21 protein-coding genes and 2 pseudogenes are annotated in these 19,184 nt (G+C 41.9%); 20 read left to right on the forward strand and 3 right to left on the reverse strand.

The window, feature by feature from the left end; all coding sequences use genetic code 11:
* Together L6C30_RS12030 and L6C30_RS12035 are read left to right on the forward strand one after the other, a co-directional pair.
* A pseudogene (locus tag L6C30_RS12030) lies at positions 1–81 on the forward strand (IS1595 family transposase); the annotation flags it as partial.
* Positions 82–173: 92 nt separating this feature from the next.
* Positions 174–332, forward strand: coding sequence for a hypothetical protein (locus L6C30_RS12035; RefSeq protein WP_236163168.1), 159 nt, complete (start codon positions 174–176; stop codon positions 330–332).
* Between the two features lie 100 nt (positions 333–432).
* On the opposite strand, the gene L6C30_RS12040 is transcribed toward L6C30_RS12035, so the two are convergent.
* Positions 433–981 (reverse strand): NUDIX hydrolase, encoded by a 549-nt coding sequence (locus L6C30_RS12040; RefSeq protein ID WP_236163167.1) that lies wholly within the window; start codon positions 979–981, stop codon positions 433–435.
* 123 nt (positions 982–1,104) lie between these two features.
* Here L6C30_RS12040 and L6C30_RS12045 point away from each other — a divergent pair, with 123 nt between their 5' ends.
* From L6C30_RS12045 to L6C30_RS12085, 9 genes are all read left to right on the forward strand, one after another.
* Positions 1,105–1,701: a CoA pyrophosphatase gene (locus L6C30_RS12045; protein WP_236163166.1), complete on the forward strand. Its 597-nt coding sequence runs from the start codon at positions 1,105–1,107 to the stop codon at positions 1,699–1,701.
* A 31-nt stretch (positions 1,702–1,732) separates the two neighbouring features.
* Positions 1,733–2,263 carry a gamma carbonic anhydrase family protein gene (locus tag L6C30_RS12050; RefSeq protein ID WP_236163165.1) on the forward strand — a complete coding sequence of 177 codons (531 nt, stop codon included), beginning with the start codon at positions 1,733–1,735 and terminating at the stop codon, positions 2,261–2,263.
* Positions 2,264–2,423: 160 nt separating this feature from the next.
* Entirely contained in the window at positions 2,424–3,089 is a 666-nt protein-coding gene (tsaB, locus tag L6C30_RS12055; protein ID WP_236163164.1) for a tRNA (adenosine(37)-N6)-threonylcarbamoyltransferase complex dimerization subunit type 1 TsaB, read from the forward strand.
* Positions 3,090–3,101: 12 nt separating this feature from the next.
* Entirely contained in the window at positions 3,102–3,926 is an 825-nt protein-coding gene (locus L6C30_RS12060; RefSeq protein WP_236163163.1) for an undecaprenyl-diphosphate phosphatase, read from the forward strand.
* Positions 3,920–4,741: a class I SAM-dependent methyltransferase gene (locus L6C30_RS12065; RefSeq protein ID WP_070154324.1), complete on the forward strand. Its 822-nt coding sequence runs from the start codon at positions 3,920–3,922 to the stop codon at positions 4,739–4,741. Before L6C30_RS12060 ends, L6C30_RS12065 begins: the two co-directional genes overlap by 7 nt.
* Positions 4,742–4,887: 146 nt before the next feature.
* Positions 4,888–6,297 carry a C13 family peptidase gene (locus tag L6C30_RS12070; RefSeq protein ID WP_230245280.1) on the forward strand — a complete coding sequence of 470 codons (1,410 nt, stop codon included), beginning with the start codon at positions 4,888–4,890 and terminating at the stop codon, positions 6,295–6,297.
* A gap of 18 nt (positions 6,298–6,315) precedes the next feature.
* Positions 6,316–7,155: an S-formylglutathione hydrolase gene (gene fghA, locus L6C30_RS12075; RefSeq protein ID WP_230245278.1), complete on the forward strand. Its 840-nt coding sequence runs from the start codon at positions 6,316–6,318 to the stop codon at positions 7,153–7,155.
* 167 nt (positions 7,156–7,322) lie between these two features.
* The gene (locus tag L6C30_RS12080) at positions 7,323–8,426 is read left to right on the forward strand and encodes a YjgN family protein (RefSeq protein ID WP_230245276.1); all 1,104 of its coding nucleotides are present in this window, start codon (positions 7,323–7,325) and stop codon (positions 8,424–8,426) included.
* Between the two features lie 14 nt (positions 8,427–8,440).
* Positions 8,441–9,472, forward strand: coding sequence for a M48 family metallopeptidase (locus L6C30_RS12085; protein ID WP_230245275.1), 1,032 nt, complete (start codon positions 8,441–8,443; stop codon positions 9,470–9,472).
* A gap of 10 nt (positions 9,473–9,482) precedes the next feature.
* On the opposite strand, the gene L6C30_RS12090 is transcribed toward L6C30_RS12085, so the two are convergent.
* Positions 9,483–9,764 carry a DUF2218 domain-containing protein gene (locus L6C30_RS12090; RefSeq protein ID WP_236163169.1) on the reverse strand — a complete coding sequence of 94 codons (282 nt, stop codon included), beginning with the start codon at positions 9,762–9,764 and terminating at the stop codon, positions 9,483–9,485.
* A gap of 226 nt (positions 9,765–9,990) precedes the next feature.
* On the opposite strand from L6C30_RS12090, the gene rpe reads away from it, so the two are divergent.
* The 8 genes and pseudogenes from rpe (at position 9,991) to L6C30_RS12130 (ending at position 17,546) form a co-directional block, all read left to right on the forward strand.
* A complete protein-coding gene (gene rpe / locus L6C30_RS12095; protein WP_230245272.1) occupies positions 9,991–10,677 on the forward strand; it encodes a ribulose-phosphate 3-epimerase in 687 nt (228 codons plus the stop codon).
* A gap of 419 nt (positions 10,678–11,096) precedes the next feature.
* Positions 11,097–11,618: a hypothetical protein gene (locus tag L6C30_RS12100; RefSeq protein ID WP_236163162.1), complete on the forward strand. Its 522-nt coding sequence runs from the start codon at positions 11,097–11,099 to the stop codon at positions 11,616–11,618.
* Positions 11,619–11,663: 45 nt separating this feature from the next.
* A pseudogene (locus L6C30_RS12105) lies at positions 11,664–13,662 on the forward strand (multicopper oxidase domain-containing protein).
* Positions 13,649–14,611 (forward strand): copper resistance protein B, encoded by a 963-nt coding sequence (locus L6C30_RS12110; protein WP_236163161.1) that lies wholly within the window; start codon positions 13,649–13,651, stop codon positions 14,609–14,611. Before L6C30_RS12105 ends, L6C30_RS12110 begins: the two are co-directional and overlap by 14 nt.
* Positions 14,612–14,733: 122 nt before the next feature.
* Positions 14,734–15,795, forward strand: a complete 1,062-nt coding sequence (locus L6C30_RS12115; protein ID WP_230245263.1) for a cation transporter — start codon at positions 14,734–14,736, stop codon at positions 15,793–15,795.
* Between the two features lie 152 nt (positions 15,796–15,947).
* Positions 15,948–16,265, forward strand: a complete 318-nt coding sequence (gene sugE, locus L6C30_RS12120; protein WP_230245262.1) for a quaternary ammonium compound efflux SMR transporter SugE — start codon at positions 15,948–15,950, stop codon at positions 16,263–16,265.
* A 98-nt stretch (positions 16,266–16,363) separates the two neighbouring features.
* Positions 16,364–16,855, forward strand: coding sequence for a methylated-DNA--[protein]-cysteine S-methyltransferase (locus L6C30_RS12125; RefSeq protein WP_236163160.1), 492 nt, complete (start codon positions 16,364–16,366; stop codon positions 16,853–16,855).
* A 52-nt stretch (positions 16,856–16,907) separates the two neighbouring features.
* Entirely contained in the window at positions 16,908–17,546 is a 639-nt protein-coding gene (locus tag L6C30_RS12130) for a nuclease-related domain-containing protein (RefSeq protein ID WP_230245259.1), read from the forward strand.
* A gap of 61 nt (positions 17,547–17,607) precedes the next feature.
* On the opposite strand, the gene L6C30_RS12135 is transcribed toward L6C30_RS12130, so the two are convergent.
* Positions 17,608–18,375: a hydroxymethylpyrimidine/phosphomethylpyrimidine kinase gene (locus L6C30_RS12135; RefSeq protein WP_236163159.1), complete on the reverse strand. Its 768-nt coding sequence runs from the start codon at positions 18,373–18,375 to the stop codon at positions 17,608–17,610.
* Between the two features lie 88 nt (positions 18,376–18,463).
* Here L6C30_RS12135 and L6C30_RS12140 point away from each other — a divergent pair, with 88 nt between their 5' ends.
* Complete coding sequence (locus tag L6C30_RS12140) at positions 18,464–19,120, forward strand: HAD-IA family hydrolase (protein ID WP_236163158.1); 657 nt, start codon at positions 18,464–18,466, stop codon at positions 19,118–19,120.
* Positions 19,121–19,184 lie beyond the last annotated feature (64 nt).

Genomic DNA, 19,184 nt, shown 5'->3' on the forward strand with positions numbered 1-19,184 from the left:
TATCATCTTAAAGAAACAGAATGGCGTTGGATGAGGGAGCCTAATGAGCTAGCAACAGAGTTGTGGGACCTCATTAGGTAAAACTAAGTGCAAATCTGCTAGTCTAGAGCCTAGGCAATTTAGTTGCAGCCAACTCCACACGTATTACTTTGTCAGATTTTAATGGCGCAACAGTGAAGTGGAGCAATATTTATCATGCACAACTTGCAACCTACGTGGCTCAGAACCCAACTTTAGCAACTGATGCAGATAAAGCTTTGGTGAAAGCCCAGGGTGGAGCGGTAAGTCTAGATGTTGCTGAGTGTTATAACCCAAATAAAGTGCGTATTTAACCTTCATTTTAGGTGACATCGAGATAAAAAATAGCCCACTGCGAGAGTGGGCTATTTTTATTAGGATTTCAGGTTGATTCAAATGAACATCATGTGGGGGTTAACCCGTGTGATCGGTACGTGAACCTAAGGTTTCTAAATGAATCGTGAAGAGATTTTTTTTTCGGTCTGCAAAGTAGTGCTGTAAAGTACGTTCTACACTTGGGAAAGCCAATTCAGACCACGGAATTTCATCTTCACTAAACAAACGTGATTCGATGGTTTCTTCACCCGCACCAAATTGACCATTCAACAATTGAGCTTTGAACAGCACATAAATTTGCCCAATCCGAGGAATGTTATACATGCAATAAAGTTGTTCGATTTCAATTTCAGCTTCGGCTTCTTCGCGGGTTTCACGGGCAGAACCTTGCTCCATGGTTTCAAACATTTCCATATAGCCTGCAGGTAAAGTCCACAAACCATAGCGCGGTTCAATTGCACGACGACACAATAATACTTTATTTTCCCAAATGACCAATGCCCCACAAATGACTTTTGGATTGACGTAGTGAATGCTGCCACATGCGCTACACACTTGACGTAATTGCTGATCGCCAAGCGGAATTTTCGTTATTGTTTTTTGCCCACAATTTCCACAAAAGTTCATAGTGATCGTCATTGTTAAAGGGAACTCTCAGAATAACTTAAAATTTCAACTTTGGCATCCTCTCTATCTATTGCCTGTCTATTTCAGCTATGATGAAAACTTAGACAAGGAGAATAATAAGGCATGATTGATCATTCGCTCACGCATCTATTACAGCAACGTTTGCGCTTTTCTAAAACGTTCATGGAAGCGCATGCAGCGGTATTGATTGCCATTACCGACGAGTCTGATCCTAAGGTATTGCTAACCCGCCGTTCTACCCTACTCAATAATCATGCGGGTGAGGTGTCTTTTCCGGGCGGCAAACGCGATCCGCAAGATACCAGTAATATTGTGGTGGCATTGCGCGAAGCTCAGGAAGAAACTGCATTAAATCCATTTGAAGTGCAGTTGATTGGCGATTTGCCCATGCAAAAAGCCCGTAATGGAATGTTAGTCAAACCTGTGGTGGGGCTGATTCCCCCAAAAGTAGAACTAATTCCACAACCTTCAGAAATTGATCGCATCTTTTTTGCCTCTTTACAGCATTTGATTGAAGCGCCACCAACGCCGTATGAAGTGAGCTTTGCACAACAAAAATTATATTTTCCTAGTATGCAGGTTGAAGATGAAGTGGTTTGGGGTTTAACAGCGCGGATGTTAGTGTCTTTATTTGAATATGGTTTGGATTATCGTAAAGAATGGCCGTTTTTGTTAAATTCACCAACATTTAAGAAATAGAAAAATTTTGATGTGAGGATAGGAAAGAACCATGTTGTATAAATTTAAAGGATATGCGCCTAAAGCAATGCAGCAACCGTGGGATGGTTGGGTAGCGGATAATGCCACAGTCATTGGTCAGGTTGAGTTGGGGCAGAAAGTCAGCATTTGGTTTGGGGCTGTGGTGCGTGCCGATAACAGCAAAATCAAATTGGGTAATTTTAGCAATGTTCAGGAAAATGCTGTGTTGCACACCGATGCAGGGATTGAAATGCAGATTGGTGATTATGTGACTATTGGCCATCAGGCGATGTTACATGGTTGTACTGTGGGAGATAACAGTCTGATTGGTATTAATGCGGTGGTTCTGAATCATGCCGTGATTGGTAAAAACTGTATTATTGGCGCCAATGCTTTAATTCCTGAAGGGAAAGTGATTCCTGATAATTCTGTGGTGATGGGCTCTCCTGGAAAAGTGGTTAAGACTTTGGATGAGTCTGCAGAAGCACGTTTAAAAATGAGTGCGCTACACTATGCTGAACATTTTCAACATTTTGTAAACCTAGAGCCTTGCACACTTTAAAATTGAATTTGCATCGTACAATCAAACGCATATTTTCGCTGTAATGACTGAGAGTTTTATACGCAGGAATTGCAATCTGGTACGTGTAAATCCTCGCTTGAATTTCAGGAGTGGAGTATCATAACGCCAATTTTTGATATTTAATTCTTGAAGGTTGTGCATGAAATTGCTGGCATTGGAAACTGCCAATGAGCAGTGTTCCGTTTCGATTGTAGATGAAAAACAGGAACTCTTTTTTCAATTAGATGCGCGAGCAAAAGCACAAACGCAAACCATCTTACCGATGATTGAGCAAGGCTTTGCTGAAACTCAAATCAGTACGGCCGAGCTAACTGCAATTGCCTTTAGCCGTGGCCCGGGTTCTTTTAGCGGTGTGCGAATTAATGCGGCAGTGACGCAAGCTTTGGCGTGGTCGCATGATTTGCCTGTAATTCCTGTATCGACTTTGCAGGCATTGGCGCAAGCGGCTTATCGTCTTAAAGGATTAACTGCGGTTACAGCTGTGTTGGATGCACGCATGAATGAAGTGTATATCGCCAGTTATGAGCTAGATGCACAAGGGATTATGCAGGCGGTTGATCAGGAACAATTATTGAATTATAGCGATGCTGCACAGGTGGTACGCTTTCAATTGGTCGGTTCTGGGGCGGGTCTGATTGATCAAGAACAAATACAATACAAAGGCTTAAGTGCAAGCGCACAAGATATTGCTACTATTGCACGCGTCTGTGCACAGCAACAGCAATGGGTCAGCGCAGAACAAGCATTGCCTGTCTATTTACGTGACAATGCTTGGAAAAAAATTCCAGAACAAGGCAAGGCATAATTAGGGTTATTTATGGATCTTTTACTGCTGCTCAAAGCAGCAATTATGGGTATTGTAGAAGGGATTACCGAATTTCTACCCATTTCTAGCACAGGACATTTGATTCTAGCTGCAGAGCTGATGGACTTTTGGACCAAAGAAAAAAGTGATGTATTTGTGATTGCCATTCAAATGGGGGCAATTGCAGCGGTCATTTATGAATACTGGACACGTCTATGGGGCGCAGCCACAGGTATGTTTACAGGCGAAGAAAAAGGTCGTCGCTTGGGCTTTGGTCTGATCATGGCATCTATTCCAATTATTCTGATTGGATTGACCTTTGGACAAACTGTAAAAGAATTATTATTTAATGATGTTGCCGTGGCGATTGGTTTGATTATTGGCGGCTTTATCATTATGTGGATTGAAAAACATCCACCACAAGTACGTGCTCATGAGGTTGAAGAACTAACTTATCGAGATGCGATTTGGATTGGTCTAATTCAGGTATTGTCGCTGATTCCGGGGACTTCGCGTTCAGGTGCAACTATTATTGGCGCGATGTTCTTGGGTGTATCGCGTAAAGCGGCAACTGAGTTTTCCTTTTTTTTGGGGATTCCAGTCATTATTGGTGCAGGCTTACTCGACTTGTATCAAAGCTATGATATATTCCAAACCACCGAAGATTGGACCGTACTCAGCTTCGGGATTATTGTTTCATTTGTTTCCGCACTTTTGCTGATCCGTGCATTGGTGGCTTATGTTGCGAAACGTGATTTTATGATTTTTGCTTGGTATCGTATTGCTTCAGGTTTAATCATTTTATTGTTCGCATTCACAGGCTGGAAACTATGGTAAGCGAACTTCGCTTATACACTGAAGCCGAGTGTCTCACTCAAGCACAGCATTATTCTGCTGTGCTTTTATCTAGAGGCGTGCAAACGCGCATTGAAACAGTAGAAAAACTCAATGCGCGTTTTTTGCGTTTGAACCCTGAATTGGCATTGTGTGTCGATGCTGAAGGGCTGTGGTTATGTGCCCATGGCATGAAAATGCAACCCGATTGGAAAGCTGAAACTGGGCGGTTAAAGCGTGCCTCTTTAAAATCGGAAATGATTGCTCGCGCCTGTAATTTGTCGGAAAAACCAAGCCTGATTGATGCTACGGCAGGATTAGGACACGATAGCTTGCTCATGGCACATTTGGGTGCTCAGGTCACATTGTTGGAACGTCATCCGATTCTTTTTACTTTGTTGGAAGATGCTAAACGTCAAGCCGCAGATGATCCTTTTTTAGCAAGTGTTGTTGCTCGTATCCAATTGGTTTTTACAGATTCAGCAGATTATTTACGTGACTGTATAGCGCAGAGTAAAGTGGTTGATGTGGTGTATTTAGATCCGATGTTTCCGCAGCGAGATCAACATCAACAGGCGCAGAAAAAGCAGGCTCAAGTCAAAAAACAAATGCAGTTATTACATTTGCTGTTACCTGAAGATGGGGAAATGGATTTAGGTGATCATTTACTGGGTTTGGCACAGCAAATTGCCAAACGTGTTGTGGTGAAGCGCCCACGTTTAGCAGTATTTTTGGCGGGACAGGAAACCACACATCAATGGCAGGGTGATGCTTGCCGATTTGATGCTTATTTCCAAGCACATTTGAACAACGGGTAGATTTCTACCACTAAAGCAGTGGCAAGCCGTTCAATGCTTCTATAATGCGCAAAGATTTGTTATATAGTTAAAATTGACAATTGATAATTACGACGACAAGCATAAACTTGGAGTGTGGAAACGCGAGCTGCGATTAACAGAATCCTATGATTGACTTCAAACCCTCCATTAATTTTTGGCACGATTTTAAAAGCAACCAAGCCGCGGGCGTTTGGTTATTTTTGGGTTCGCGACGCTCTTTGCAAATTATTCGTCCTTCTATCTTACAACTGATTTTTTGGGGGATTTTAGGCGGTCTTGCCAATACCTTATTCAGTTGGTTGGTGGCGGGAGAAGTGGGGGAATTTAACCCACAGGGGTTGGTTAGTTATGCTTTGTGGCCTTTTATTGCCTTAATTGTCGGAATTATTCTTTCTCAGCGTGTCAATAACCCGCGTTTATTGTTAGTCCCTGCTTTGTTGTGGTTAGTATTAGATACTCACGTTGCTTTATTACAAAGCTTGATTCAATACATGGGCATGATGGATGTCTTACCGTATGTGTTGTATGACTATTTGCCTACCATTTTTATGGTGCTGTTTGTTTGGCAAAGCTTGGCCGTGGTGTGGGTATTTTCACGTGAGCTACATTGGCCGTGGTGGGAACGTGCACTGATTGTTTTGGCGACCTTATTCACTTTGGTGGTTTGGCAAATGTCAGTGAAAAGTCAGCCCATTTGGAAAGTAGAAGAAGTTCCACCAAGTTTAAGCGAAGAAGCTTTTTATGCACAAAGCCGTGTACTGAATAAAGCTTTAGATAGTATTCAATATGGGGAATTTGCCCAATCGCATTGGTACTTTTTAGGCGTTGCAGGGGCGAGCTATCAAGACGTATTTATGTCTGAAATTGAGCGCATTCGTGAACAGTTTGATACCCGTTTTGGCACTTTTGGGCGTTCGATGGTACTCATTAATAACCCAATGACCCGTAATGTAATTCCAATTGCTTCGCAAACCAGTATTGAATTGGCGCTGCGCCGTATTGGGCAACGCATGAACCGTGAAAGTGATGTACTGTTTTTATATATGACCTCACACGGTTTAAAAGATCATTTTGAAATTGAAAATGCGCCACTCGACTTAAATCAGGTCGATCCGAAATGGCTGCGTGATACTTTGGATAAATCGGGTATTCGCTGGCGCGTGATTGTCATTTCAGCTTGTTATTCTGGTAGCTTCGTATCTGCTTTGCAAGATGATAATACCTTGGTGATTACTGCATCGGCAGCAGATCGTGAGTCGTTTGGCTGTTCAAATGAAGCAGACTACACCTATTTTGGCCGTGCCTTTTTTGATCAGGCTATGCGTGAACAAAACTCTTTTGCCAATGCCTTTAATGAAGCCAAAGTGACTGTGGCCAAGTGGGAGCAAGCGCAAGGTTTTGAACCTTCAGAGCCGCAATGGGCAATTGGTAAAAATATGGAATTGATGTTGCCACAATTAGAGCAGCGTTTGTTTCCACAAAAAAGTGTTGCAACATCGGCAGAAATTCAATTGAGTGCGCAGCCTGTTCAATAAGCCAAAGAGGAGAGGGTGATGGAGTTAATTCAGAGCAACCGCTGTTTTGAGGGTGAGCAACGGATTTATCGTTTTCATTCAAATGCTTTACAGACTGAAACTCAGTTTGGCATTTTTTTACCAGAACAAGCTTTGGCGGGGCAGGCATGTCCTGCGGTATTTTATTTGGCGGGTTTAACGTGTAACGAAGAAACTTTTGCGATTAAAGCACATGCGCAGCACATGGCAGCACAATTGGGACTAATCTTGATTAGTCCAGATACTTCACCACGTGGTGAGGCTGTTGCTAAAGGCGACCATTGGGATATTGGACACGGTGCAGGTTTCTATATCAATGCGACACAAGCACCGTGGGCGACACATTACCAAATGGAAACTTTTATCGCAGATGAGCTTTATCAATTGGTACTGCAACAGTTCCCAATTCAGGCACAGCACGTTGGCATCATGGGGCACAGTATGGGCGGTCATGGTGCATTGACCCTTGCGTTTAAATATCGTGAAAAATTTAAGTCCGTGTCTGCTTTCGCTCCGATTTGTGCACCAAGCCAATGCCCGTGGGGTGAAAAAGCATTTTCGAATTATTTAGGTACAGATCAGCAAGTATGGTTACAGCACGATGCGACTGCTTTGGTGCAGGCCAAAGGTGCATTGTTCAGTGAAATTTTGATTGATCAGGGATTGAAAGACCAATTCTACAGTCAGCTCAATCCTGCATTATTTCAGCAAGCTTGTGATACGGTCGGACAAAAATTGAGTTTGCGTGAACAGGCGGGCTATGATCATGGCTATTATTTCATTCAAAGCTTTATAGATCAGCATTTGCAATTTCATGTGGTGCAACTACAAGCAGACTAAGCCATGCACTCAATTTTACACATTGATTTTTAAACTTTTCTAGGCACGTTGTTTCTGTTTAATAGAATGGTGAACGCTTGCTTTTTTACCAATTAGAAAGATTGCTCATTTGGGTTTGAGTTTCTGGGTAAAAGAACGACTGCACAATAAAATAACTAAGGCATCACATGCACAATTCAGAATGGGATTTACCACAACAAACACCGTCATCTTCCCCGTTTTTTCCAGCGGAGCCTACAACGCCGCCTGCGCTGAATCCATTACTTGGACGGATTCATCATTTTCAGTTTCATGGTAGCGCCTCAGAGTATTTTGGCATTTGGATTGTCAATATTTTGTTGATGATTGTAACCTTCGGGCTATATGCACCGTGGGCAAAAGTACGTCGTTTGCGCTATTTTTATGGCAATACCGAATTAATCAAACGCCGTTTTGATTTCACGGGTATCCCACATAAAATTTTATTAGGGCGTTTAATTGCCATTGGAATTTATGTTGCGATCTCGGTGATTTCCAATTATTCAGTCAAAGCCATGCTCATTGGCGTGGTGGCTTTATATTTAGCTGTGCCGTGGTTGATTCGAGCGACCATCCGTTTCAAGGCGCGAAATAGTAAATTTGGTAATGCGCGTTTTTATTTTTCAGGCAGTAACAAAGAAGCCTACTGGGTATTTTTAAAATGTATCGTGATTAATCTGTTTACATTGGGCTTATTTTTTCCTGTATTGGTGTGGATGTATAAGCGTTACTGCCTCGACCATTTATATGCAGGACAGCTTAAATTTAAATTAAAAGCTGACTGGCCTGCTTTTATGCGCGCGATGTATATACCTATTTTCTTATTCTTTGGTATTTTGCTTGCTGTGGGGATGATATTGGCTTTCGCAGGACAGTTAAGTCGAAATCCTGCACAGTTGGTGTGGTTGTTTTTAGCGGTTTATCTGCTGGGGTTGTTTTTAATTTGGCCGCTGATGTCGGCGCGAATTTTTATCACTACATGGAACAATACCAGTATCAGTGGTAGTGAATTTCAGACCGATTGTGGGCAGTGGCACTATACTTGGATTGTGCTGACCAATTGGATTGTGAAAGTTCTGAGTTTGGGGTTAATGACTCCATGGGCAGCCATTCGTTTATATCGCTATCAGGTTGAGTCTTTAAGTCTACATTTAAAAAATGATCCAGATTTGATGATCAATAAACTGCAAGCTGAACATAGCGCACTTGCAGAAGAAATCAGTGATATTTTTGATATTGATGTTTCGCTGTAAGGTGGGAGAGAGATATGGCGGCACAGGTCGTGGATGTGGTGTTTTATGATGGCGTGGTATCTAAACCATGGCCAGCCAAAATCTCGCCTATTGATGCTCAGTCGGTACTCATTTGTTATGGTGAGAACTTACAACAACAACGGCGCTATCATTATCAAGACATGATGTTGGTGGGCGCACTGGGTAAAATTCAGCCTGTCATTGAACTTAAAGACGATGCACGTATTGAGTTTTCTCAAGCCTTGCCTGAGTGGTTTCAACTGCGAAATAAACAGGTGCAGCATTCCATCTGGAAATTGGAACGCACGCCAAGTCTGATCGTATTTAGTCTGGTTTTTGTGTCGTTGATGGTATTTGTCACAGTGCAGTGGGGCATCCCAAGTGCATCCAAATATGTTGCCTTTCAATTGCCTGCGAACACCTTAAATCAAATTGGTGATGAGGCAGAGCGTTATATTTTAGATATGACAGCGCCAAGTCAATTGTCCGCAGTACGTCAGCAGAAAATTTTGGCAGATTATCGCAAGCTCATTGCAGGAGATACACCTGCCAAAGTGCTGTTTCGACAAGGTGATCGCTTAGGAGCGAATGCTTTGGCAATTCCGAATAACACCATTATTTTGACCGATGAATTGGTGGAATTGGCGCAGAATGATCAGGAAATCATTGGTGTTTTGGCACATGAACAAGGGCATTTGGCAGAAAGACACAGTTTGCAACAAGCCTTATCGAGTTTAGGGTTTAGTATTATTTTGCTCGCGATTACAGGTGATGGTACAGATTTAGTTTCGACCTTGCCTGTGGCGCTCGTCGGGGCAAATTATTCACGTAATTTTGAATCTGAAGCAGATCATTATGCTTTAAATACGATGCACGCTCAGGGCATTCCAGCCATTCATTTCGCTCATTTTCTGGAACGTTTGGCAGAAGATGCAGGTGAAGACACCGCCAACAACCCTTTGGATTTTTTGCAAAGCCATCCTTCAACACAAAAACGTATTCAAGCGGTTAAGGATTTTGAACAGACACAGCGTTTAGCGCCTTAACATGAAACAGTTAGTGGTGTTGCCAAACCGCGCTCAATTCTGTTTGTGCCATACGACTTAAATGATCAAGCACGACTTGTTCGAGGTAACTTAAATCTGTTGCAGCATCTTTTACCTGAATTTTAACCACAAGCTCATCTGTTTGAGGCATAAGCAGAATTGTGGCAGTTGGCATCATAATTTGGTATAGGGTTGCATTGTCTACAACGTCAAATTTATGTTTCCAGTGGTTGAGTAGACGCTTGGCAATGCGACTTGCTTGTGTTGTTTGAATATGGGCAGAACTGTTCATCATCTGTTGAAACTAACATTGTGTTTAAATGGGTAAAGACCTTTAGCTTAACAAAGCCAAACTGAAAGAACAGTGGAATGCTGCAACAGAGCGTTGCGCATATAGAATTATCAAATTGTAATCTAACTGAATCATCGAACTGAATGATCCAATCGTAACAGAATCCACCACACCAACCAGTCTTTGCTATAATGCGCCTCAATCCAATTTTCAGCTAGGTTCTCCCATGTCCAAGCCTTATTTAATTGCGCCGTCTATTTTATCTGCAGATTTTGCTCGTCTAGGCGAAGAAGTGGAAAATGTACTTCAGGCAGGTGCCGATGTGGTGCATTTTGATGTGATGGATAATCACTATGTACCGAATTTAACTTTCGGTGCAGGTGTGTGTAAGGCATTGAAAAACTATGGTATTACGGCACCAATTGATGTGCACTTAATGGTAAAACCTGTAGACCGAATGATTGGTGATTTTCTTGAAGCGGGTGCAGATATTATCACTTTCCATCCTGAAGCTTCTGAGCATATTGACCGTTCATTACAACTGATTAAATCGGGCGGTGCAAAAGCGGGTTTGGTATTTAACCCTGCTACACCGCTACATTATTTAGATTATGTACTTGATAAAGTCGATCAGATTTTACTCATGAGTGTGAACCCAGGGTTTGGTGGGCAGAAATTCATTCCGATGACTTTAGAGAAATTACGTCAGGCACGTCAAATCATTGATGCTTCAGGTCGTGATATTCGTTTAGAAGTTGATGGCGGTGTAGGACCTGCCAATATTCGTGAAATTGCAGAAGCGGGTGCAGATATGTTTGTTGCAGGTTCAGCAATTTTTGGCAAGCCAAACTATAAAACGGTGATTGATGAAATGCGTGCTGAATTGGCAAAAGTTGGCGCAGTCAAAGTATAAGTTTCTACAATCACAAGGTCTTAAACTGTGGATAACTTTGTAGATAACCGTATGGATATCTATGTTGATAACACTATGGATAAACAGATTAATTTATAAACATTGGTACATCAGTGGTTTATGAATTATACGAAATAAGTATAAAAAGGATTCAATCGAATCCTTTTTGTTTATTTTAAATACACTGAATTTATTGAGTATTTACTCAGTTAATTATAAAAATAAGTTGCTTAATATATAACTTGATTGTTTTAGTTGGCTTTCAAATCGCACGGATTCATTCTGTTTTTAATTGTAGAAGACATTGTGTATAAGTGGAGCTTGAATTATATTGAGTAGATTGTGGATTGCACTTGGCAAAAATGTTCAATTCTTGTGCAAGTTCAGGTCTACATCTTTCATACTCAGGAATTCATTTAGTGCTGACTCAACCCTACAAACAAATGTGGTTTGTTGTCCTAATGACATTTGTCATGGGGTGGAGTGGTATTGTCAGTGCTGCGGTCAAACCTGCACATGATTGGATGATGTCAAATCATGCAGTAGGGTCTGAAAATCGGCATTCTGCAACCGCAGCGAGTGAAATGACATCTTTACCAGATTGTCATACCACAGCTTTACAAACGTATCCTGAAACCAAGCAGCATATATCTGGGCATGATGCCAAGGCCAACCATCATCTCAGTCAGCACACATCCGCAACGGATACCGATTTAAATGCGGCAGATTGTTATGGCTCGGCTGATTTTTCTACTGCTGGCATGAATTGTCAAGACTGTGCGCAGTTGCATTGTCAAAGCTTAAACAGTGTGTTGCATGTGCAAGTTCCTGAATTGATTCAACCTATAGCACTCTCATCTGTCAATATTCTATTGCCTGCTTATCACGCTCAACATTTACTTGGGCATTGGCAGCAAATTTTACGTCCACCCAAAGCTTAATCCTGAATTCAAAACACTTTTACGTTTTATTTTAAGGATTAAGTCATGTCTAAATTTTATCAGCCTGCGCTGTTTTTAACAGTCTGTGCATTGTGTTCGAGTTCTGCATTTGCTGCGGTCAAGGAATATCACCTGACCATTGCAGAACAAACGGTCAATATCACGGGAAAACCTGTTCAACGTATTACAGTCAATGGACAATTTCCCGCGCCTGCACTCGAATTTGAAGAAGGCGATGAGGCGGTAATTCACGTTAATAATCAATTAAAAAATCAGGACTCATCTATTCACTGGCATGGTTTATTGTTGCCCGGTTTGATGGATGGTGTACCTGGATTTAACGGTTTTCAAGGGATTAAGCCGCAAGGGCATTTTATTTATCAATTTAAAGTGCGACAAAGTGGTACCTATTGGTATCACGCACATTCCAAAGGTCAGGAACAAGATGGTCTATACGGCTCTTTGGTGATTCATCCTAAAGCCAAGCCAGCCGTAAACGCACATGAATATGCAGATCGTGATTATGTGGTGATGCTGTCAGATTTTCATGAAAAATCTAGCAATCAAATTCAGAAAGATTTAAAAATTTCAGCCGAGTTTTATCAAAATCAGCGTGAAACCTTAGGTGATGTTTGGCGTCAAATACAGCGTGATGGACTAAAAGCCACATGGTCAGACCGTAAAATGTGGAATCAAATGCGTATGCTGAAAACCGACCTTTCCGATGTCACAGGCTATACTTTTTTAATGAATGGCAAGACACCTGAACAGAACTGGACAGGTGCATTCAAGCCAAATGAAAAAGTGCGTTTGCGCTTTATCAATGCCTCTGCCATGTCATTTTATGATGTTCGGATTCCAAACTTAAAAATGACAGTGGTCAGTGCTGATGGTCAGCCAGTCAAACCTGTCACAGTGGATGAATTTCGTATAGGCACTGCGGAAACTTACGATGTGATTGTTCAACCTCAAGCAGCGCACTATCAAATTGAAGCAGAATCGATAGACCGCTCAGGTTTTGCAGTGGGGGAGTTTGCAGAGTGAATTTCATTCTGCAAAATCAAATCTACAGCTACCTGCAGCGCGTCCGCGTGCTTTACTCACCATGCAAGATATGGGGCATGCCACAGAGCATTCAGGTGATGATCATTCCAAAATGAATCATGCATCAGTGTCTGAGGTGGATCACTCCAAAATGAACCATGCAACGATGTCTGAGATGAATCACTCCAAAATGAATCATGCGGCAATTGATCATTCGAAAATGAATCATGCTGCGATGTCTGAGATGGATCACTCCAAGATGAATCATGGGGCAATGTCTGAGATGGATCATTCCAAGATGAATCATGCAGCGATGTCTGAAATGGATCATTCCAAAATGAATCATGCATCAATGTCTGAGATGGATCACTCCAAAATGAACCACGCTGCAATGTCTGAAAATGCGAATACACAACATCGTATGCCTTCAGCAGAACACAAAAATGTAGTGGTATATGGATGGGCAAATGCTTCTACACCTGCGGGGCATAAGGCCTTGAATTATGAGGATTTGAAATCGCTGCAGCCACAAGCAGATACACGTGAACCCACCAGTGAATTGGTCGTGCGTTTAGGCGGTACGATGGAGCGTTACATCTGGACAATCAACGGCAAGAAATTTAGTGATGCCACACCGCTCAAGGTGAAATATGGTGAGCGTATTCGGATCAAATTTATCAATGACAGCATGATGGCGCATCCAATGCATTTACATGGCATGTTTATGCAGTTGGAAAATGGTCAAACGGCAGCAGAAATGCCGAATAAACACACATTAATTGTGCCGCCAGGTCAAACTGTAACTGCACTGCTTACTGCAGATGAATTAGGTGAATGGGCAATACATTGTCATTTGCTCTATCACATGAGCGCGGGAATGATGAATAAATTGATTGTAGCGCAGGTGAGTGAAAATGAACCGCTTTCAACCACAGCAATTCAAGCCACTCAAACCTCTTCAGCGACAGCGCAAAAAGGAGCAACACATGCACAACATTAATCTTTTTGCGAAAACGGTTTTAAGTATTTCTGTCTGCTGCATCAGTACAGTTGGGCTGGCAGCGACAGAGGAACATAGTGCACATGCTAGTTCCGCAGAGGTTGCAACAATCGCTGCTCAGGAAGATACTCAATCGCATCAATCGCATCAATCGCATCAATCGCATCAATCGCATCAATCGCATCAATCGCATCAATCGCATCAATCGCATCAATCGCATCAATCGCATCAATCGCATCAATCCGCCTCGCCCGTACAAGAGTTGCAGTCACATGATCATCGTAAAGAACATGGTGCGCAAATATATACGGTGAGCACTTTAGATACACAATGGCAAGTGAACGACCATGCCGAGGGAGTACTCAAATCTGAATTACAAACTCGTATTGGAACTGATGAAAACAAGTTGTTTGTGAAAATTCATAGCGATAAGCACGAATCACAAGCGACTGAATATGATGCCAAGTTGTTATACAGTCGTATGATTTCAGATTTCTGGGATGTGCAAGCAGGTGTGCGTTATCGACATGAAGTGAATCAGCAAGCGCATCAAACAGACCGAGAAAATAAGTTTGACGCTGTGCTTGGCTTACATGGTTTAGCTCCATATTTTTTTGAAACCGATGCTTATTTTTATTTGGGTGAAGATCAATATGCGGCTTTGAGTTTGGAAGCCACACGGGATCTGTTATTGACTCAGAAATTGATTGCACAGCCTTATTTAGATGTAGATGTTATTCTGCAGGATGATGCCAAATATGCGAAAAAAACAGGACTCAACCGCGCGGCTGTGGGGGTGGAAATGCGTTATGAAATCAGCAAGAACATCATGCCGTATATCAGTGCAGGTTATGAATATACGAAAGGCGATCAACACACTGCTTGGCAGTCTGCAACCGATTCCGAGCAGAGCGGCTTATATGCGATAGGCTTGCGTTTCAGGTTTTAATGATTAGGGGTATTTATCAATGATTAAGTCAATGGATCGTTGCTGCTTCTAAATAGAATAGATTGTCCCTAAATACATAGGCTTGGTTTATACTGAGCCTATTGTATTTTTGGGTGTGGCGTATGTCTTCATCAACTCAAGATCCTCAATCGAATCAAGATAAAAACTTAGAAAACCAAAATCTAAACAATACTGGCTGTGGTTGTGATACGCAAAAAAATGTAAACCAGCCTTGTGCAACTGCGCCTACACACTCCAAGTCATGTGGCGATACAGGCTGTGGTTCGTCTTGCGATACAGAAAAAAGCTGTGCTGATCAAAATAGCTGTACATCTGCAACGACTGCCAAGACAGATAAATCAACAGTCGTAGGTTCTGAACTTTTGAGTCCGTGGGTGAGTGCGTACCATATTCCTAAAATGGATTGCGGTGCTGAAGAACAAATGGTGCGAATTGCTTTGGCAGACCATAATGATATTGCTGCCTTATCTTTTGATTTGCCTGCACGACTTTTAAAGGTTAATCACAACAATCAATCTGCCACAGAAATCACCCATAAATTAGAAGCATTGGGTTTGGGTGCTGTGTTACAACAAACTGAAGCCAATACACAAACCGAATTGCCTGTATCTAACAGCGCTGCACAACAAAAAGTGCTGTATGCCTTGCTTGGCATTAATGCTGCTATGTTTTTGGTGGAATTGATTGCAGGTTTAATTGCATCTTCTACAGGGTTAATTGCCGACTCCTTAGATATGTTTGCCGATGCCGCCGTGTATGGTTTGGCACTATTTGTGGTGGGACAATCGGCTAAAAAGCAACTTAAAGCTGCACATCTTTCAGGTTGGGTGCAATTGGCTTTGGCCGCATTGGTGATTGTGGATGTACTGCGTCGTTTCGTCTTGGGCAGCGAACCAGAATCTATGTTGATGATGCTCATTGGCGCTGCTGCATTGGTAGCGAATGTCACCTGTTTATGGCTGATTTCAGGGCATAAGGATGGTGGAACCCTCATGCAGGCTAGTTATATTTTTTCGGCCAATGACGTAATTGTGAATTTAGGCGTGATTATCGCGGGCGGTTTAGTGATGCTCACAGGCTCGAATTATCCAGACCTGATCATTGGCTTAATTGTGGCCATGTTTGTGTTGAATGGTGCGCGCAAAATTTTAAGTTTAAAATAGGTACGGGTACAGTATCGCTGTGCGGTAGCTTAAATTGCAACAGGAGGAACGACCTCCCTTGTTTGGGTTTTTGGAAATAGTCAAAGCGACTAAATACTCGACAAGAAAAATCTTCAGGACGGCCTGATTTCATGATATTGAAGGAGGGCGTTATGGCCTGGATGATGTTGATATTGGCGGGTATTTTTGAAGTGGTTTGGGCATATTCCATGAAGTTGTCTGACGGCTTTAGTAAATTAACGCCCAGTATCGTGACTATCTTTTTTATGATTTTAAGTTTTGCGCTTTTGGCCTATGCCATGCGTACTTTGCCATTAGGCACGGCTTATACGATTTGGACAGGTATAGGCGCAGTCGGTTCATTTTTAGTGGGTGTTTTTGTGTTAGGCGAACCTGCCAGTGCTATGCGTATGTTGGCAGCTGTTCTGATTATTTCAGGTTTGGTGCTTATGAAAATTTCATCTAGCTAACTTGGAATCTGGTCAATTGGCGTGAGCGCTCATTAACAGATCGGTTTGAGTTAAAAACAGGATGAGCTGATACCCAACCTGCTTGAGGAGAAAAAATAATGCAACTGGCATTTACTGAAATGGACACTCCTGTAGGCGTGCTTAAATTGGTGGCTCACGATCATGCATTGGTTGCGGTAATGTGGGATAACGAAGATCATAAACGGGTACGTTTAGCCAATTTAGTTCGACAAGATGATCATCCAATTTTGCTCAAAACTCAGCAGCAACTCCAAGACTATTTTTCAGGTCAGCGTCAGCAATTTGATGTGCCTCTTGATTTTGAAGGCACTGAATTTCAGAAGAAAGTTTGGCAGGCGTTATTAAGTATTCCTTTTGGGGAAACTCGCAGTTATAAGCAAATTGCCGAACAAGTTGGTAGTGTCAATGCGATGCGCGCCGTAGGTGCGGCAAATGGCAAAAATCCAATTTCGATTATTGCGCCGTGTCATCGGGTGGTGGGTGCAAGTGGAAAGCTGGTGGGCTTTGCAGGTGGCTTGGATAATAAAGCGATTTTGTTAAAGTTAGAATCATCAACTTCAAAATTTTAAATAACTGATATTAAATAAAAATTTTTGATCTAAATAAAATAGAGCAGAGGAAATGTTAAAAACATTATTGTTACAGTTTTGGTGGCTTATTCTGCTTGTTGCAGGTGTGGGACTGATCAAAATTTTCAAACCTTTTCTAAAGGGAAAGGCGGGGGAACTCGCAGTAAGTATGCATGTGAAGTTGTATTTAGATGAACATTATATTTTGTTGAATGATGTAACTCTGCCTGATGAGTCCGCAGGAACAACTCAAATAGATCATATTTTATTGAGTCCTTTTGGAGTTTTTGTGATTGAAACAAAAAACTATAAAGGCTGGATTTTTGGTGGAGAACGCCAAAAAGTATGGACACAAAAAATTTATAAAAAGAGCTATAAGTTTCAGAATCCTGTCTATCAGAACTATAAGCATATAAAAGTTTTGGAATCAGTATTGAGCGATATTGTCGAGCCTGAATATCTGCATTCTGTGATTGTATTTATGCCAGACTGTGAATTTAAGACCTCCTTGCCTAACAATGTTTTTAAAGGCAGTGCATGGGTTGAGTATGTCAAAGGTTTTCGGCATGAAGTTATTTCACCGATGAAACTGAAACGTATTCAACTGAGAATTGAAAAAGAACTACTGGATAAGTCTTGGAAAACCAATCGTCAGCATGTTGAAAATTTAAAGCAAAGGCACGAACGTTAAAAGTTGCAATAAAAAACCTGATACAGTGTGATCAGGGTATGAAAGAGTTGAACGTTAAATACTAAAACCTTTTCGGAATTTTCTGTCCATTCGGTACAGGCGTTTCCGCATTTTTAAGCACACCAAACAGCCAAGTTTCAGCATGTTGTACCGCTTGTTTCAGTTGATCGCCTAATGCCAAGCGCCCTGCAATAAAACTTGCCAATGAACAACCTGAACCGTGATATTCACCTTCAAGACGTGGACAGCGAGTTTCAGAAATCATTTCATTGTTGATATACAGTGCATTACGAATATGATCAGGAGTATCTTCATGTCCACCTTTGACCAAAACAGCCTGTGCCCCCATTGCAAATAATTTAGCTGTTGCACGTTCTAAATCATCTTCACCCGTTAAAGCGCGTAATTCCACAGTATTTGGCGTGATTAACGTCGCTAGTGGAATTAACTCGACAAATGCCTGAACCAAAGTCGCTTGATCACCTAAAGACCCTCCGCTATTGGCAACCAAAACAGGGTCAAGCACATATAAATAATCAGGATGTGCACGTAAAAAATCTGCCAGTGCTGCAATGTTGTCAGTGGTGCCTAACATGCCCGACTTTACGACTTTAATGGGCAAATCATTCACCACCGCATTGGCTTGTGCCAATAACAATTCTTTAGAGGTGGCTTCAAAGCCAAACACTTGCTGAGAGTTTTGAATAGTCAGTGCTGTGCAGGCTATTGCTGCATGTGCACCGCTATTGCCAACGGCTTCAATATCAGCCTGTAAACCAGCGCCACCCGAAGGGTCTAAACCAGAAAAACAAAGTACTGTTGGTCGCACACACATATCCTTAATTGCTTCTATTTACGTTAGTATAGGCAACTTTGGAATAACTCTCGATAGTCATTTAGGCAGATAGGCTGACATTGTGATAAAGAACCTTTTAATTGATTTGGATGGCACGCTGACCGACCCGAAAGAGGGCATTACCGCTTCTGCGCGTTATGGTTTGGCTAAGGTCGGGCATCCTATTTCAGATACGGAAAATATTGATTGGATTATCGGGCCGCCCTTAAAAGCCTCTTTGGCAAAATTACTTCATGTAGATGTGCATGACGTATTGGCAGAGCAAGCCTTAGCAGGCTATCGAGAGCGTTTTGCTGCGACAGGCTTGTTTGAAAATCACGTCTTTGAAGATGCTGCCGCAACCTTGGCGGCTTTAAAACAACAAGGCTATAAGCTGTTTTTAGCAACAGCCAAGCCTGAAATTTATGCACGCCAAATTTTAGATCATTTCGATTTATTGCAATATTTTGCATATCCCTATGGTAGTGAACTGAATGGCGAGCGTACCAATAAAGCAGATTTAATTGCCTATATTTTGCAGCAAGAGCAATTGCAACCTGAGCAATGTTTAATGATTGGAGATCGTGAACACGATATTTTAGGTGCGAGAGCCAATGGTGTCGATTGTGTTGCAGTCGAATACGGTTATGGCTCGGCTCAGGAGCTAGACTACGCTGCACCAAAATACAGAATTCAGTGTTTTGCGCAAATCTTGCCGTTGCTTGAACAATTATCTTGATGAGTGAGATGCTTACATCTGTTTGCATTTCTAGCGCAGTGTTATTGCAAAGATCGTGCTTCAA

This window comes from Acinetobacter sp. KAM396, assembly GCF_021602765.1.
Classification (GTDB): domain Bacteria; phylum Pseudomonadota; class Gammaproteobacteria; order Pseudomonadales; family Moraxellaceae; genus Acinetobacter; species Acinetobacter towneri_A.

What these genes read in the sequence shown, in the direction of transcription:
- L6C30_RS12040 (WP_236163167.1), bottom strand. Translation starts at nt 981, where the DNA reads ATGAACTTTTGTGGAAATTGTGGGCAAAAAACAATAACGAAAATTCCG.
- L6C30_RS12045 (WP_236163166.1), top strand. Translation starts at nt 1,105, where the DNA reads ATGATTGATCATTCGCTCACGCATCTATTACAGCAACGTTTGCGCTTT.
- L6C30_RS12050 (WP_236163165.1), top strand. Translation starts at nt 1,733, where the DNA reads ATGTTGTATAAATTTAAAGGATATGCGCCTAAAGCAATGCAGCAACCG.
- tsaB (WP_236163164.1), top strand. Translation starts at nt 2,424, where the DNA reads ATGAAATTGCTGGCATTGGAAACTGCCAATGAGCAGTGTTCCGTTTCG.
- L6C30_RS12060 (WP_236163163.1), top strand. Translation starts at nt 3,102, where the DNA reads ATGGATCTTTTACTGCTGCTCAAAGCAGCAATTATGGGTATTGTAGAA.
- L6C30_RS12065 (WP_070154324.1), top strand. Translation starts at nt 3,920, where the DNA reads ATGGTAAGCGAACTTCGCTTATACACTGAAGCCGAGTGTCTCACTCAA.
- L6C30_RS12070 (WP_230245280.1), top strand. Translation starts at nt 4,888, where the DNA reads ATGATTGACTTCAAACCCTCCATTAATTTTTGGCACGATTTTAAAAGC.
- fghA (WP_230245278.1), top strand. Translation starts at nt 6,316, where the DNA reads ATGGAGTTAATTCAGAGCAACCGCTGTTTTGAGGGTGAGCAACGGATT.
- L6C30_RS12080 (WP_230245276.1), top strand. Translation starts at nt 7,323, where the DNA reads ATGCACAATTCAGAATGGGATTTACCACAACAAACACCGTCATCTTCC.
- L6C30_RS12085 (WP_230245275.1), top strand. Translation starts at nt 8,441, where the DNA reads ATGGCGGCACAGGTCGTGGATGTGGTGTTTTATGATGGCGTGGTATCT.
- L6C30_RS12090 (WP_236163169.1), bottom strand. Translation starts at nt 9,764, where the DNA reads ATGAACAGTTCTGCCCATATTCAAACAACACAAGCAAGTCGCATTGCC.
- rpe (WP_230245272.1), top strand. Translation starts at nt 9,991, where the DNA reads ATGTCCAAGCCTTATTTAATTGCGCCGTCTATTTTATCTGCAGATTTT.
- L6C30_RS12110 (WP_236163161.1), top strand. Translation starts at nt 13,649, where the DNA reads ATGCACAACATTAATCTTTTTGCGAAAACGGTTTTAAGTATTTCTGTC.
- L6C30_RS12115 (WP_230245263.1), top strand. Translation starts at nt 14,734, where the DNA reads ATGTCTTCATCAACTCAAGATCCTCAATCGAATCAAGATAAAAACTTA.
- sugE (WP_230245262.1), top strand. Translation starts at nt 15,948, where the DNA reads ATGGCCTGGATGATGTTGATATTGGCGGGTATTTTTGAAGTGGTTTGG.
- L6C30_RS12125 (WP_236163160.1), top strand. Translation starts at nt 16,364, where the DNA reads ATGCAACTGGCATTTACTGAAATGGACACTCCTGTAGGCGTGCTTAAA.
- L6C30_RS12130 (WP_230245259.1), top strand. Translation starts at nt 16,908, where the DNA reads ATGTTAAAAACATTATTGTTACAGTTTTGGTGGCTTATTCTGCTTGTT.